Source organism: Chenggangzhangella methanolivorans, assembly GCF_019797865.1.
GTDB lineage: Bacteria > Pseudomonadota > Alphaproteobacteria > Rhizobiales > Methylopilaceae > Methylopila > Methylopila methanolivorans.
Map to the genome: position 1 here is coordinate 1009846 of NZ_CP081869.1, position 14623 is coordinate 1024468.

The window sequence follows — 14623 nt, forward strand, 5'->3', positions numbered from 1 at the left end:
CCACGCCACGGCGGATCGCGGCCATGCCGCGCTCCGCTTTAGGCGGTCGACGCGACGCTCAGCTCCGCGCCTTCGCCTTTTCCGGCTTCAGGCGCAGGATGCCGCCTTCCTCGCTGTCGGTGAGGACGTAGAGCAGCCCGTCCGGGCCCTGCCGGACGTCGCGGATGCGCTCGCCGAGGTCGTTGAGCAGGCGCTCCTCATGCGTGACCTTGGCCCCGTCGAGCTCGAGCCGCGCGAGCGTCGGGATAGCGAGGCCGCCGACGAAGGCCGAGCCCTTCCAGGCCGGATAGGCGTCGCCCGTATAGAAGACGAGGCCCGAGGCGCCGATCGAGGGCACCCAATAGTGCACCGGCTGCTCCATGCCCTCCTTCTCGGAAGGGCCGATGTCGGTGCCGGAATACTCCTTGCCGTAGGTGATGACCGGCCAGCCGTAGTTCTTGCCGGGCTCGGGGCGGTTCAGCTCGTCGCCGCCGCGCGGGCCGTGCTCGGTCGTCCAGAGCTTGCCGTCCGCCGGGTTGATGGCCGCTCCCTGAACGTTGCGGTGGCCGTAGGACCAGATCTCGGGCTTGGCCTTCGGGTCGTCGGCGAAGGGGTTGCCGGCCGCCGGCTGGCCCTCGCGCGTGAGGCGCACGATCTTGCCGAGCGTCTCGTCGAGCGCCTGGCTCTTGACGCGGAACTCGCGGTCCGAGCGCTCGCCGGTCGTCACGAACATCGTGTTGTCGGCGGCGAAGACGATGCGCGAGCCGAAATGCTTGGTGGAGGCGTATTTCGGGGCCTGGCGCCAGATCACCTCAACGTCTTCGAGCCGCGCGCCGTTGGCCGCGAGCTTGCCGCGGGCGAGCGCCGTGCCGTTGACGCCGCCTTCGCCGGCCTCGGAGAAGGTGAAGTAGACGAAGCGCGTGTCGGCGAAGTCCGGCGCGACCGCGACGTCGAGCAGGCCCCCCTGCCCGCGCGCGTCGACCTTGGGCATGCCGGTGACCGGCGCCGACAGCTTGCCGTCGGGCGAGGCGATGCGCAGGCGCCCGGCCTTTTCGGTCACGAGCATCTTGCCGTCGGGCAGGAAGGCGAGGCCCCAGGGCCGCTCCAGCCCCTCGGCCACCGTCTCGATCGAGAACGACTGCTTCTCCGAGGCGACGACCTCGGAGGGCTTCTTCGACTGCGCGAGCGCGAGCGAAGCCCCGCCCGCCGCCACCGCCGCGACCGCGGCCGCCGCCATCAGCGCTTTCCTGCCAGCGTACGGAAACGCCATGTCGAAGCTCCTTGGCCGAAGGTCAGGTCGTCGGGCGCGAGCCGCCGCATGGCGACTGGTCCCGTTCACGGCGGCAGATATGTCCCAGACGATCGAGATCAAATCACGACGGATCACGCGCGTGTCATGGAGGCTCGCCGCGCCCGGCGCTTTCGCCCCGGCAGTTCTTGCCGCCCGGCAACGGCTACATGGACCCGGCGAAAGCGCCCATCCAATAAGGCTTTGATTCGAAACGATTTTCAATATGGCCCACGGCTTGCTCCGGGGATCTCGGGAATTTTCGTGGCGCCATGGGGCCCACGTCCGGGGTCGCTGTTCTGGAGACGGCAATGGGTATCTTCAACGCTCTGCAGACCGCGGTGAGCGGGCTTCAGGCCCAGTCCTTCGCGCTCGACAACATTTCGGGCAACATCGCGAACTCGCAGACCGCGGCCTACAAGCGGACCGACACCTCCTTCGCCGACCTCGTGCTCGGCGGCGACCTCAACTTCCGCCGCCAGGTCTCGGGCTCGGTGCAGGCGTTCTCGCGCCAGACCAACGATGTCGGCGGCGTGGTGCAGCCCGCGAACTCTGGCACCTCGATCGCGGTCAACGGACAGGGCTTCCTGATCGTGGCCTCGAGCCTCGGCGACCAGAACGGCTCGCAGGACTTCAGCGGCGACCTCTACACCCGCCGCGGCGACTTCGAGTTCGACCGCAACGGCTATCTGGTCAACGGCGCCGGCTACTACCTGAAGGGCATCGCGGTTGATCCGGTCACCGGCAACCGCGTCGGCTCGACGCCCGAGCCGATCCGCCTGCAGAACGACAGCTATCCGGCGACCGTCACCAGCTCGATCAACTACCGGGCCAACCTGCCGACTGAGCCGCAGACCACCAATTACGACGCGGCCGACCCGAACTCCTGGCTGCTCGACGGCACGATCACCGGCGACGTGACGGCCGACCAGAGCACGGCGTTCATGGCGAGCACGATCCCGGGCGACGCCATCACGGTCTACGACAGCACCGGCGGCGCGCATGACGTGCAGTTCCGCTGGGGCAAGACCGCGAACGGCGACCCGACGGCGACGCCGCCGACCGAAGACACCTGGGCGATGTTCTACCAGTCCGACACCAACGCGACCGGGACCGACACGGCCTGGACCAAGGTCGGCGACTACAGCTTCGACGCCAAGGGCGCGCTGACCTCGCCGGTCGGCGGCTCGACCACCATCACGGGCATGACGCTGAACGGCGCGAACATCGGGAACGTCAGCGTCGACAGCGGCACGGGGCTGACCCAGTACGCCGACAGCAACGGCACGACGACCACCAAGGCGATCTCGCAGAACGGCAACGCCTCCGGCACCGCCCAGAGCGTCGAGATCGCGGACGGCGGCAAGGTCAACGTGACCTATTCGAACGGCAAGACCCGCACCTTGTTCGAGGTCCCGGTCGTGACCTTCACGGCCGAGAACCGCCTAGCCCATCTCGACGGCGGCGCCTACGCCCAGACGGTCGCCTCCGGCGCGCCGCTCAGCGGCGACGCGTCCGGCGCGATCGTCGGCTCGGCGATCGAGCTGTCGAACGTCGACATCGCGGACGAGTTCACGAAGATGATCGTCACCCAGCAGGCCTACTCGGCCAACACGCGCGTGGTCTCCACCGCAGACGACATGCTTCAGGAAACGTTAAGCATGATCCGCTGAGGTAAATCACCTCGACGGCAAAGTAAGGCATCATCGTTTCGCCAGAGACGGAGCGGAAGACGCTCAATCGGCTTCTTTCGCTTCGTCTCCTTTTGTCCTGAAACGGCCTCGCCACGTGCGCGGCCGGACAGTCCGGGAGACGGGCAATGGGTCTGTCGAGCGCGCTCGGCGCAGCCCTGTCGGGGCTCAAGGCCAGCCAGGCCGGGCTCGACCTCGTGGCGTCCAACGTCGCGAACGCCAACACGGTCGGCTACGTCAAGCGCAGCCTCGTCACCGAGCAGTCGGTGGCGGGCGGCGTCACGACCGGCGTGCGCGTCGACGACATCCGCCGCGAGCTCGACGCCTATCTGCAGCGCCAGCTCCGGACCGAGTCCTCGGGCGCGGCCTACGCCTCGACCCGCGCCACCTATCTCTCCCAGCTCCAGTCCACCTTCGGCACGCCCGGCGGCGACCTCTCGCTCGACACGCTCGTCTCGGACTTCTCGAGCTCGCTCGACGCGCTCGCGACGACGCCCGACAATCAGGCGACGCGCGCAGGCGTCCTCGCCGCGGCGCAGACGCTCGCCCAGCAGCTGAACGCCGCCTCGACCGACGTGCAGGCGCTCCGCTCGCAGGCCGATCTCGGCATGAAGTCGGGGGTCGACCAGGCCAATGCGGCGCTGAAGACCATCGAGAAGCTCAACAAGGACATCACCGTCGCGCGCGCCAACGGGCAGACGCCGACCGGGCTGCTCGACCAGCGCGACCAGGCGATCGACGCGCTGTCGGGCCTCATGGACGTCAAGATCGACGAGCTCGCCGACGGGCAGCTCCGCATCAAGACGCAGAGCGGGCTGTCGCTGTTCGAGGGCGGGGTCGCGGCGACGCTCGAATTCGAGCCGACCTCGACGATCGTGGCCGGCGACTCGGTCGCGAACGGCTCGCTCGGAACCATCAAGCTCACCCGTCCCTCCGGCTTTTCCGCCGACCTTCTCGCCGACGGCGCGCTGCGGTCCGGCGCGCTGAAGTCGCTCGCGGATCTGCGCGACAAGACGCTGCCGCAGGCGCAAGGCCAGCTCGACGAGCTCGCCGCCAACCTCGCGCAGGCGTTCAGCTCGAAGACGGTCGCGGGAACGGCGATCACGGGCGGCGTCGACCTCACGACGCAGAACGCGCTCGCCGGCGACCGGCTGAGCGTCTCCTACACGTCAGGCGGCGTCACGAAGTCGGTGACGATCGTCAATGTCGGCGACCCGTCGGCCCTGCCGCTCGACGACGCGCTCACCGCCGACCCGAACGACACGGTGATCGGCGTCGACTTCTCCTCCCCGACCGCCGCCGCCGACCTCGACGCGGCGCTTGCGGCCAAGGGGATCGCGATCGACGCGAGCGCGAGCGCGACCGGCTTCGCCTTCACCTCCGGTGATCCGGCGCTCATGATCGCCGGCGGCTCCTCGAAGCTCACCGCCACGGCGCTGTCGGGCGACGGGCTCGCGATTCCGCTGTTCGTCGACGGCTCGGGCTCCAAGCCCTTTTCGGGCAGCCTCGACGGCGGCTCGCAGCAGGCGGGCTTCGCGGCGCGCATCACGGTCAATCCGGCGCTTCTGGCCGACGACTCCAAGCTCGTGGCCTATGACGCGACGACCGCGGCCGGCGATCCGGCGCGCGCCGAATATCTGCGCGACGCGCTGACCGCCGACCGCAGCTTCTCGGCCTCGAGCGGCCTCGGCTCGACGAACCGGCCCTTCACCGGCTCGATCGCGGAGTTCGCAAACGGCGTCATCGCCAACCAGGCGAGCGCGAGCGCGTCGGCGACCCGCGTCGCCGACGGCCAGTCGCTCGTCGTCTCGACGCTGACCGACAGCTATTCGGCGGCCTCCGGCGTCAACACCGACGAGGAGATGGGTCGCCTGATCCAGCTCCAGACCGCTTATGGGGCGAACGCCCGCGTCATCTCCACCGTGAAGGAGATGATGGACATGCTGATGAACATCTGAGGGCGCTCATGACGTCGATCGGGCCCTACGCCGCAAGCGGCATCGGACGGCCAAGCCTCACCAGAGCGCTAGCCGACATCAACTCGAACCTCGACAGCCTGTCGGTGCAGCTTGCGACCGGCAAGGCCTCGCAGAGCTATGCGGGCCTGGGCGACGGCGCCGCGACCTCGCTCGCGATGCGTTCGAAGCTCGGCCAGATCGCGTCCTACCAGTCGGTCAACGCGACGGTGAACACGCGCGTCTCGTTGATGAACACGACGCTCGAGCGGCTCGACGACCTCGCCGCCGAATACAAGCTCACCGACCCGAACGAGTTCATGCTGACGTCGGGCTCGGTCACGATCGCGCAGAGCCAGGCGGCCGTCGACCTCAAGGAGGCGATCGCCGCGCTCAATCTCGACGTCGGCGGCCGCTACGCGTTCTCCGGCCGCTCGACCGACGTGAAGCCGGTGATCTCGGCCGAGGCGATGCTCGCCGACGACGGCCAGAAGGCGGGCCTGCGGACCGTGATCTCCGAGCGCAAGCTCGCCGATCTCGGCGCGGACGGGCGCGGACGGCTGTCGGTCTCGGCCGCCTCCGGCGGAAGCTTCTCGGTGTCGGAGACCGGCGCCGGGCCGTTCGGCTTCAAGATCACCTCGCTCTCCTCGTCCATGACCAACGGCGTCGCGAGCGGCCCGACGGGCACGCCGCCTGCGGTCACGCTCGGCTTCACGGGCCAGCCGAACGTCGGCGACCAGGCGCGCGTCGGCCTCACAATGCCGGACGGCACCACCACCGAGATCACGCTTTCGGCCAAGGGAGCCGACGACTCCTCCGCGCTCCAGAGGGGCGAGTTCCGCATCGGCGCGACCCCGGAGGAGACCGCGGCCAACATGCAGGCGGCCTTCGACGGCGCGCTCAAGACCGCGGCCTCGACCGAGCTCACCTCGGCGTCCGCCATGCAGGCCGGAACCGAGTTCTTCGACGTCGCGCCGGGCGCCGAGCCCTCGCGCGTCGCGGGCTTCGACGGGACCTATGCAAGCGACGCCGAGCGCATCGCGGCGCTCCAGTCCGCGACCTCGCTCGATTCGACCGGCACGGCCGACAAGACGGTCGCCTGGTATGTGGGCGACGACGCCGCCGGCGACCCGCGCCTCACGGCCGCGGCCAAGATCGACGACGGCATCAGCGTCGCCTATGGCGCGCGGGCGAACGAGGACGGGCCGCGCCGCGTGGTGCAGACGCTCGCCGTGTTCTCCGCCATGACGTTCTCGGCCGACGACGCCGACGCCAAGGGGCGTTATGCGGCGCTCGCCACCCGCACGGTCTCGACGCTCGGCGACGCCAAGGCCTCGAGCGACATCCAGACGATGGCGGTCGACCTCGCGCAGGTCTCGACCTCCATCAAGGCCGCGAACACGCGCCACTCGGCGTCCAAGACCATGGCCGAAAACCTGATCTCGAACGTCGAGGACGTGTCGAAGGAAGAGGTCGCGGCCAAGATCCTGTCGCTGCAGAACCAGCTGCAGGCGAGCTATCAGGTGGCCGCGAACCTCAGCCAGCTCTCGCTCGTCAACTTCCTCTGAACGACGTGAGGCCGACGTGAGCGGGCGTGCTAAGCGCCGGGGCTGACGGCGGAGGGACCGTCATGCCCGCGCGCAGCGCGGGTATCCACGACTTCGGCGCAGAGCTCCACGATCCCAGAAAGTCGTGGATGCCCGGCCGCCGCCGGGCGTGACGGCGGCGGGAGACGCAGCCGCGGCGGAAAACGCCCCCTCGCCCGGTTCAGTCGTCGTCGTCGGCCGCCGCGACCTCGGACGACTTCGCGCCAAGGGCCGGCGGCGCCGGCGTCTTGGGGACGCGCTCCAGCATCTTCGCGACCCGGTCCCGCTCGCTCTTTCGCTCCGCCAGATTGGTCCATTCGTAAGGATCGACGCGGTGGTCGTAGAGCTCGAGGTCGCCGTTTCCGTAGGCGATCAGCCGGTGGCTCTCCGTGCGCACCGAGAAATGCAGGTCGCGCCGCGCCTTTGAGATCTTCGCCGGATCGTCTCCGTCGACGTCGAAGGCCCAGGACGAGACCACCGCGTCGCGCGCGCTTTTGGCCTTTCCCTTCAGGAACGCCGCATGGTCGGCGCCGTCGATGTCGTCGGGACGGTCGACGCCGGCCAGGCTCGTCAGGGTCTTGTAGAGGTCGGTGGTCGAAAACAGCGCGCGGCTCGCCCGCGGCTTCACGCCCGGGCCGGCGAAGATCACCGGCACGCGCAAAGCGCGCTCCCAGAGCGTGAACTTCTGCCACGTGCACTTCTCGCCGAGCTGCCAGCCGTGGTCGCTCCAGACCACGACGATCGTGTTCGAGGCGTTCGGGCCCTTCGCCAGCCCGTCGAGCGCGACGCCGATCGCGTCGTCGGCCTCGGCGATGCAGGCGAGGTAGCCCTTCACATAGGCCTTCCACGCGCCCTTGCCCGCGATGTCGAGATGGTCCGAATAGCGCTGCCGCGCCATCGCGCGCCCGGCCTCGGGCAGATCCTTGACGTCCTCGTTCCTGGCCATCGCGCTGTGAAGCGTGTCGAGCGCGCCGAGCGGGTACGGCATCTCGTCGGCTTGGGGGAAGCGGTCGAAATAGGTCTGCGGCGCGACCCATTTGGGATGAGGCTTGCGCAGGCCGAAGGCGGCGAAGAACGGCCGGTCGTGGCGTTTGGAGAGATGCTTCTCCACCATGAGCCTCGCGCAGCGCATGTCCTCGGTCTTTTCGCGCGTTCCTTCGGCCCGCCAGATCAGCGGCTCCTTGCCGGTGTCGGCCCATTGCGGCCGCGGCAGCGGGTCGGTCCATGAGGCGGGATCGTTGGGCGCTGTGTTCCAGCGCCAGTCCATGTGATGGATCTTGCCGGTGTAGGTCGTGAGGTAGCCTGCGTCCTTGAAGGCGCGCACGAGCGAGACGCGGTCGGGCGCGACCCGCGGCCAGTTCAAGCAGGCGTTGGTGTAGATGCCGGTGCGCCACGGATAGCGCCCGAACAGGACCGCGGCGCGCGCCGCCTGGCAGACCGGCGCGTCGGCATAGGCGCGGTGGAGGCCGACGCCCTGCCCCGCCAGCCGGTCGAGATTGGGCGTGGAGGCGAGCGGATAGCCGCCCTGCCACCCGGTCCAGTCGTTCATGTCGTCGATCGCGACGAAGAAGACGTTCGGCCGGTCGCCGCCTTTCGGGGCCCTGGCGACCGCAGGCGCCGCCATCGCCGCCGCGCCGAGGGCCGCGCCGGCCGCGGCCTCGGCTCCGTTAACGAGCAACCGCCGCCGAGTGAGTGGTTCCACGTCCGCGCTCCCCCCAAAACCGCAGGACGGCGGACGCTAGCAAGTTTTTATATAATGTCTATTGATTTAGTATTTTGTATGTCGCCTTTGGCCTGGCATGCCTGCGTTTCTTGGGGCTGGGCGACCGTCGCGGCCATGCGGCCAAACATGACGCCAAGGCCTTGAAAACGCTCCATTAACCATACGGCTCGCTTTGGCGCGAAGCCGTGGAATCCCGGAGGTCGAATTAACTCCTGCTTAGAGGGCCGGGCCCGATTGTCCGCACGTGCTTCAGGACGAGGCGCTTCAAAACTCCTAGGACAGGAGAACTACCATGGCTGAGATCACCCTCAATTCCGCCGTTCGCTCGAACCTGCGCACCCTGCAGTCGACGACGGACCTCATGAACCGCACCGAAGAACGCCTCTCGACCGGCAAGAAGGTCAACTCGGCGTTCGACAATCCGGCGAGCTTCTTCACCTCTCAGGCCCTCGACCGCCGCGCGAGCACCTTTAACAACCTGCTCGACTCGGTCTCGAACTCGGTCCAGACGCTGAAGGCCGCGGACAACGGCATCACCGCCATCAGCAAAGTCGTCGAGTCGCTCAAGGCCACCGCCCGCAGCGCCGTGCAGTCGACCCAGGCCGTCACCTCGAAGGCGTCGGTCACCTCGGCCGCGATCGCCAACCTGTCCGAGTCGAACCTGATCGGCGGCACCTTCACCAACAACTCGGCGACGGGCACCGCCGTCCTCAACAACAACAGCACCACGGCCGTCGCCATCACCGGCGCGACCAAGCTCTCGGGCGCTGCGAGCACGACGTCGGACAGCCTGGCCAGCGGCATCGCCGCCGGCGAGTCGATCACGGTCAACGGCACGAAGATCGACTTCGTGTCCTCGGGCGCGACCGGCAACCAGGTGAACATCACCGACGACGTCACGACCCTGATCCAGAAGATCGACAGCATCACCGGCGCCTCGACCGCGTCGTCGGTCACCGCTGGCGCGATCAGCATCTCGACCGGCACCAACCAGGATCTGACGCTCTCGGGCAGCACCGGCACGCTCGCCAAGCTCGGCCTCACCGCCGGCACCACGGCGCGCACCGCCCCGACCGACGTCAACCTGCAGAACCAGTCGCTGACGGTTCAGGACAAGAACGGCGTCAACCGCACCGTGACCTTCTCGCGCGGCGGCATCGACACCCTCGACAAGCTGAACAAGTTCTTCGACGACAACAACATTGACCTTCAGGGCACGGTGGCCGTCGACCCCGCGACCAAGAAGGGCACGCTGACGCTGCAGACCACGAACGCCGCCGCCGACTCCACCCCGGCGACGCTGACCGGCTCGGCTGTCGCCACCGGCCAGGCCTTCAACGGCGCGGCGACCTTCTCGACGCCCGTCGTGGGCGGCGCCGGCAAGGACGTCCGTGACAGCTTCGTCAAGGACTACAACAACGCGCTGAAGCAGATCTCGACGCTCGCGAAGGACGCCAGCTACAACGGCGTGAACCTTCTGAACGGCGACGACCTCGACATCGTGTTCAACGAGGACGGCTCGTCCAACCTGAACGTCAAGGGCGTGCAGTTCGACGCCACGGGCCTCCAGCTCGGCGACCTGCAGAACATCGACTTCTACGACTCGAACTCGATCAACGACGTTCTCAGCGCTCTCGACGACGTCTCGTCGAAGCTCGAGACCCAGTCCTCGAAGTTCGGCTCGCAGCTGCAGATCGTCCAGACCCGTCAGGACTTCACGAAGGACATGATCGGCACGCTCGAGGACGGCTCCGCCGCCCTCACCTCGGCCGACACCAACGCCGAAGCCGCGAACCTGGCGACCCTCCAGACCCGCCAGTCGCTCATCGTCTCGGCGCTGTCGATCTCGACCAGCCAGGAGCAGAACGTCCTTCAGCTTCTCCGCTGATCGACGCCTCCTCCGAAACGAAAGAAGGGCGGAAGCTTCGGCTTCCGCCCTTTTCTTTGCTCAGTTTTCAAGGCTTGACGGCGAATGAACAGGAAGCCGTTAACCATTAACTCCTGATTAAGGTTAACAGACTTTGGCCATTGCGCCCATCGGAGGCGTCTCCCGACTGGAGCGATTTGGCCATGGCCGACGTGGTTCTCAATTCAGCCGTTCGTTCGAACCTGCGCACGCTGCAGTCGACGACCGAGCTGCTCAACCAGACCGAAGAGCGCCTCGCCACCGGCAAGAAGGTGAACTCGGCGCTGGACAATCCAGCGAGCTATTTCACGGCGAACGCGCTCGATCGAAGGTCGTCCGACCTCTCGAGCCTGCTCGACAGCGTGGCGAACTCGATCAAGACGCTCGAGGCGGCCGACAACGGCATCCGGGCCATCACCGAAATCGTCGAAGGCCTCAAGGCGACGGCGCGAGCCGCGCTTCAGTCCCCGCTCGCGGTCTCCGAGAAGGCGGCCGTGACCTCGGGCGACCTCGGCGACGGCGCGACCTCGAAGAACCTGCTCGGCGGCGCGGTCCAGAACTCGCCGACGTCGGGCCAGGTCAGCTTCACGTTCGGTTCGGCGACGACGCTGACGGACGCCGCCGACACGCTGACCTTCAACATCGCAGTCGACGGCGGCGCCGCGACCCCGATCACCATCGACCAGGCGGCCGTGCAGGCGGCCGGCAACGGCGACAACGTGATCGACAGCCCCGCGGAGCTGCGCCAGATCCTCGGCGCCAAGCTCGGCCCGAACGTCAGCGTCGGCGGCGCCGGCAACGCCGTCACCATCTCGTCCAACACCGCCGGCGCCAGCTCCTCGATCGCGATCACCGGCTACACCGAGACCGACACGAACAACAACACGACCGACGGCACCGGCCTCGGGAACCAGACCAACACCGGCCTCGCCGCCACGACGACGCCGAGCGTCCTCGACGGCAAGAGCCTCGTGGTGAAGGACAAGAACGGCCAGAACGTCTCGGTGATCTTCGGCTCGGCGATGGGCCAGGTCGACAGCATCGAGGAGCTGAACAAGTTCTTCGACGACAACAACGTGCTGCTCGACGCCACCTTCGACATCAACACCCATTCGCTCAAGATCTCGGCCGACAACTCGATCGCCAACTCCACCCCGCTCGACATCGGCGGCTCGGTGGTGGGCGCGGGCAAGCCGTTCACGAACAGCGCCTTCTCGGCGCCGGTCCTCGACGAGGCGGCCGCGCTCAAGCGCGCCAACTTCGCCGACGACTTCAACGACTCCATGAAGGAGATCAACAACCTCGCCAAGGACGCCAACTACAACGGCGTCAACCTGCTGATGGGCGACGATCTCGACGTGATCTTCAACGAGGACGGCTCGTCGAAGCTCGAGGTGAAGGGCGTGACCTTCGACGCCGACGGCATCGGTCTCGCGGCGATCTCCGACAGCCAGTTCTACGACTCCGGCTCGATCCAGGAAGTTCTGGACCGGCTCGACGGCGCCTTCCAGACCATCGAGGCGCAGTCCTCGAAGTTCGGCTCGCAGCTCCAGATCGTGCAGACCCGCGAGGTCTTCACCAAGGACATGATCGGCACCCTCGACGACGGCGCCCACATCCTGACCGCCGCCGACACCAACGAGGAAGCCGCCAACCTCGCGACCCTGCAGACCCGCCAGCAGCTCATCGTCTCGTCGCTGTCGATCTCGACCCAGCAGGAATCGGCGGTCCTCCAGCTTCTCCGGTAAGCCAGAGCGCCATCTGAAAGGCCTCCGAAGACGGGCGGGACATCGGGTCCCGCCCGTCTTCGTTTGAGCGCTGTCGCGAGCGTCGGCCGGACGCCTCGGAACAGGAACCAAGGGACGATTGTCATTTCCGCGCCCGGCGCGCCAAAATCCGCGATCAGTCGCGGATCGCGGGGGCGTGATGCTCGTTTCTCTCCGTCTTCGCCTCACGGGCGCCGCCCTAGGCGTCGCGCTGGGAAGCGTCGGCGCGGCCGACGCCAGACCCAAGGTCACCCCGACGAAGGCCTTCGAGGTCGGCGCCGGCGCCATGTCGAGCGCAAGGGCCGTAGCCGGCCTCAAAGCCGGCGGCGCGCTCTACGCCTACGCCGAGGGCAAGGACCTGTTCGTGCGGCCCGTCGGCGCCGACGGCGCGCCGGGCCGGCCGTCGCAGCTCTCGTTCCGGGGCCATTCGGAGTTCGGCGTGTCCGAGGCCTCGATGGCGCTTCTGAAGAACGGAAGCGTCGCCGCCGCCTGGACCGCCGGCACGGGGCTGCGCGGCGCGGTGTTCGCGCGCGTCGCCCGGCCGGACGGACGGCTGGTCTCGGCCGAAATCGAGGTCTCGGCCGACCCCCTGCTCAATTCCACGAGCCCGTCCGTCGCTGCGCTGTCCGGCGGCGGTTTCGCGGTCGTCTGGCGAAGCGCGTCGGACACCGGAAAGGTCGCGATGAACGTCCGGATCTTCGACGCTTCCGGCGGAGCCGTGGGCGGATTGACGAAGATCGCCGCGCCGAAGAACAGCAGCTTTTCGAGCCTGTCCATCGCCGCTCTGGGAGCCGGCTTCGTCATGGCGTATGTCCGCCGCGACCAAAACTTGGTCCGCGTGCTCGCCCAGCAGTTTTCGGCGGCCGGCAAGGCCAAGGGACAGCCGATCCGGCTCGACGAGCAGAACGACCGGTTCCACGAGAACGTCCGGATCGCGCCGCGCGCCGCAGGCGGCTTTGCGGTCGCCTGGCAGGAGAACGTCTATTCGGGCGCGGTCGACGTGCCGATCGTCGTGGACACGACGCTCAGGGGCCGGTTCCTGACCGCCAAAGGCGAGCCGGCGGGGCGCATCGCGATCGAGGACACGGTCAAGGAAAAGTCCCTCGAGCGCGCCCATGCGCTCGCCGACACCGCCGCGGGGCTGCTCGTCGCCTGGCACCTGCTGACGCCGAAGTCCGACGACAAGAGCGACAACGACATTCGCGGAACGCTCGTCTCCGCCGCCGGCGTCCCGGGCCCGGTCGCGCGCCTGACGAAGACCTCGGCGGCCGGCGAAACGATGCCGCGGCTCGCCCCGCTCGCCAATGGCGACGCCGCGCTCGGCTTCACCGCCGCGCCCTACGAGGGCGACGAGGATCCGCACGGCGCGAGGGGCGCGCTCTCCTCAAGGCCAAGCCCTGAGACGGCGCCCCACGCCGGCGCGCGCCCTCACGCCTTGCCCAGCATGCGGTCGGAGATGATGCGACGCTGGATCTCGCTGGTGCCCTCGAAGATCGTCGTCAGCCGCGCGTCGCGCCAGTAGCGCTCGACGCGGCGCTCGGTGGTGTAGCCGTTGCCGCCGTGAAGCTGCATCGCCTGATTGGTCACCTTCACGGCCATCTCGGTCGCGAGCAGCTTCACCATCGCGCTCTCGCTCTCGGCGGCCTCGCCCTGGTCGAGCAGATGCGCGGCCTGGCGCCAGAAGGCGCGGGCCTGATTGACCTCCGCGGCCATGTCGGCGAGCGCGAAGCGCAGCGCCTGGAACTCGCCGATCGGCCGGCCGAACTGCTCGCGCTCCTGGAGATAGAGCTGGCAGTCCTCGACCGCGGCGCGCGCCACGCCCACGGCCCGCGCGGCGGTGTGGACGCGGGCGATGTTGAGGCCGCGCTGGACGGCGGCGAAGCCGCCGGCGTCGGCGCCTGCGCCCTCGTCGCCGTAGAGCCCGGTCAGCCGGTCGCTTTCCGGCACCCTCACCCCGTCGAGCTCGAGCTCGAAGGTGAGGAAGCCGTGATAGCCGATCTTGTCGATGACGGTCCCGGCGACGCCCGCGGGGAAGCGTCCGGGCTCCTTGACCACCAGGAACGGCTCGAGCCCCGCCGACCGGGGCTCGCCCTCCTCCGGGTCGCGGGTGCGGGCCAGACCTCGATGAAGTCCGCGCCCTTGGCGAATCCCGCCCAGCGCTTTTTGCCGGTCAGCACCCAGTGGTCGCCGTCGCGCACCGCGCGCGTGCTGACGCCCGCGAGATCGGAGCCGGCGTCCGGCTCCGACAGCGAGATCGAGCCGATCCACTCGCCCTTCGCGGATTGGCGAGCAGCGTCTTCCGGCGCTCCTCGTCGAGCGTCTGCGTGCCGAGCCCCTGCCCTCGCGCCAGGATCGAGCCGACCGAGAGCCAGGCGCGGGCGAGCTCCTCGGAGACGAGGCAGTATTCGAAGACGCCGAGCCCCATGCCGCCATGCTCGGCCGGAATCGTGAGCCCGAACCAGCCCTTCTCGGCCATCTGCTCGATCAGCTCGCGCGGCATTTCGCCTTTCTCGCGGTCGAGCCGGTCGGCGATCGGCAGCACGACATCGCGGGCGAAGGCGCGCGCGTCCTCCATCAGCGCGATCCGCTCCGGGCTCGCCCAGGGCGAGGGAAGGCTCGGCGGCTCGGGCGCGATCGGATCGGAGGCGGAGTTGCGCATGGGTTCGGGCATGTCGGGATCGGTCTCCCCTTTTGTCGTCGTCATGCGCTATGCGTAGCGTCCGAGACCG

The 14623-nt window shown here is 68.5% G+C and carries 8 protein-coding genes and 1 pseudogene; 6 read left to right on the top strand and 3 right to left on the bottom strand.

From position 1 onward, the window contains the following. Nucleotides 1–58: 58 nt before the first annotated feature. Complete coding sequence (locus tag K6K41_RS05370; protein ID WP_261404212.1) at nucleotides 59–1249, bottom strand: PQQ-dependent sugar dehydrogenase; 1191 nt, start codon at nucleotides 1247–1249, stop codon at nucleotides 59–61. A gap of 329 nt (nucleotides 1250–1578) precedes the next feature. Between K6K41_RS05370 and K6K41_RS05375 the strand changes: the two genes are divergently transcribed. From K6K41_RS05375 to K6K41_RS05385, 3 genes are all read left to right on the top strand, one after another. Further along, nucleotides 1579–2940 carry a flagellar hook protein FlgE gene (locus K6K41_RS05375; RefSeq protein ID WP_261404213.1) on the top strand — a complete coding sequence of 454 codons (1362 nt, stop codon included), beginning with the start codon at nucleotides 1579–1581 and terminating at the stop codon, nucleotides 2938–2940. A 146-nt stretch (nucleotides 2941–3086) separates the two neighbouring features. Continuing rightward, nucleotides 3087–4916, top strand: a complete 1830-nt coding sequence (gene flgK / locus K6K41_RS05380) for a flagellar hook-associated protein FlgK (RefSeq protein ID WP_261404214.1) — start codon at nucleotides 3087–3089, stop codon at nucleotides 4914–4916. An 8-nt stretch (nucleotides 4917–4924) separates the two neighbouring features. Beyond that, the gene (locus tag K6K41_RS05385) at nucleotides 4925–6481 is read left to right on the top strand and encodes a flagellin family protein (RefSeq protein WP_261404215.1); all 1557 of its coding nucleotides are present in this window, start codon (nucleotides 4925–4927) and stop codon (nucleotides 6479–6481) included. 199 nt (nucleotides 6482–6680) lie between these two features. On the opposite strand, the gene K6K41_RS05390 is transcribed toward K6K41_RS05385, so the two are convergent. After that, entirely contained in the window at nucleotides 6681–8201 is a 1521-nt protein-coding gene (locus tag K6K41_RS05390; RefSeq protein WP_261404216.1) for a sulfatase, read from the bottom strand. Nucleotides 8202–8514: 313 nt separating this feature from the next. On the opposite strand from K6K41_RS05390, the gene K6K41_RS05395 reads away from it, so the two are divergent. From K6K41_RS05395 to K6K41_RS05405, 3 genes are all read left to right on the top strand, one after another. Next, nucleotides 8515–10110, top strand: coding sequence for a flagellin N-terminal helical domain-containing protein (locus K6K41_RS05395; RefSeq protein ID WP_261404217.1), 1596 nt, complete (start codon nucleotides 8515–8517; stop codon nucleotides 10108–10110). Nucleotides 10111–10292: 182 nt separating this feature from the next. Then, nucleotides 10293–11876 (top strand): flagellin N-terminal helical domain-containing protein, encoded by a 1584-nt coding sequence (locus K6K41_RS05400; RefSeq protein WP_261404218.1) that lies wholly within the window; start codon nucleotides 10293–10295, stop codon nucleotides 11874–11876. Between the two features lie 178 nt (nucleotides 11877–12054). After that, the gene (locus tag K6K41_RS05405; protein ID WP_261404219.1) at nucleotides 12055–13416 is read left to right on the top strand and encodes a hypothetical protein; all 1362 of its coding nucleotides are present in this window, start codon (nucleotides 12055–12057) and stop codon (nucleotides 13414–13416) included. Here K6K41_RS05405 and K6K41_RS29270 read toward each other — a convergent pair. After that, a pseudogene (locus K6K41_RS29270) lies at nucleotides 13323–14553 on the bottom strand (acyl-CoA dehydrogenase family protein). The gene K6K41_RS05405 and the pseudogene K6K41_RS29270 overlap by 94 nt on opposite strands. Between the last annotated feature and the right edge of the window lie 70 nt (nucleotides 14554–14623).

What these genes read in the sequence shown, in the direction of transcription:
- K6K41_RS05370 (WP_261404212.1), bottom strand. Translation starts at nt 1,249, where the DNA reads ATGGCGTTTCCGTACGCTGGCAGGAAAGCGCTGATGGCGGCGGCCGCG.
- K6K41_RS05400 (WP_261404218.1), top strand. Translation starts at nt 10,293, where the DNA reads ATGGCCGACGTGGTTCTCAATTCAGCCGTTCGTTCGAACCTGCGCACG.
- K6K41_RS05375 (WP_261404213.1), top strand. Translation starts at nt 1,579, where the DNA reads ATGGGTATCTTCAACGCTCTGCAGACCGCGGTGAGCGGGCTTCAGGCC.
- K6K41_RS05405 (WP_261404219.1), top strand. Translation starts at nt 12,055, where the DNA reads ATGCTCGTTTCTCTCCGTCTTCGCCTCACGGGCGCCGCCCTAGGCGTC.
- K6K41_RS05385 (WP_261404215.1), top strand. Translation starts at nt 4,925, where the DNA reads ATGACGTCGATCGGGCCCTACGCCGCAAGCGGCATCGGACGGCCAAGC.
- flgK (WP_261404214.1), top strand. Translation starts at nt 3,087, where the DNA reads ATGGGTCTGTCGAGCGCGCTCGGCGCAGCCCTGTCGGGGCTCAAGGCC.
- K6K41_RS05395 (WP_261404217.1), top strand. Translation starts at nt 8,515, where the DNA reads ATGGCTGAGATCACCCTCAATTCCGCCGTTCGCTCGAACCTGCGCACC.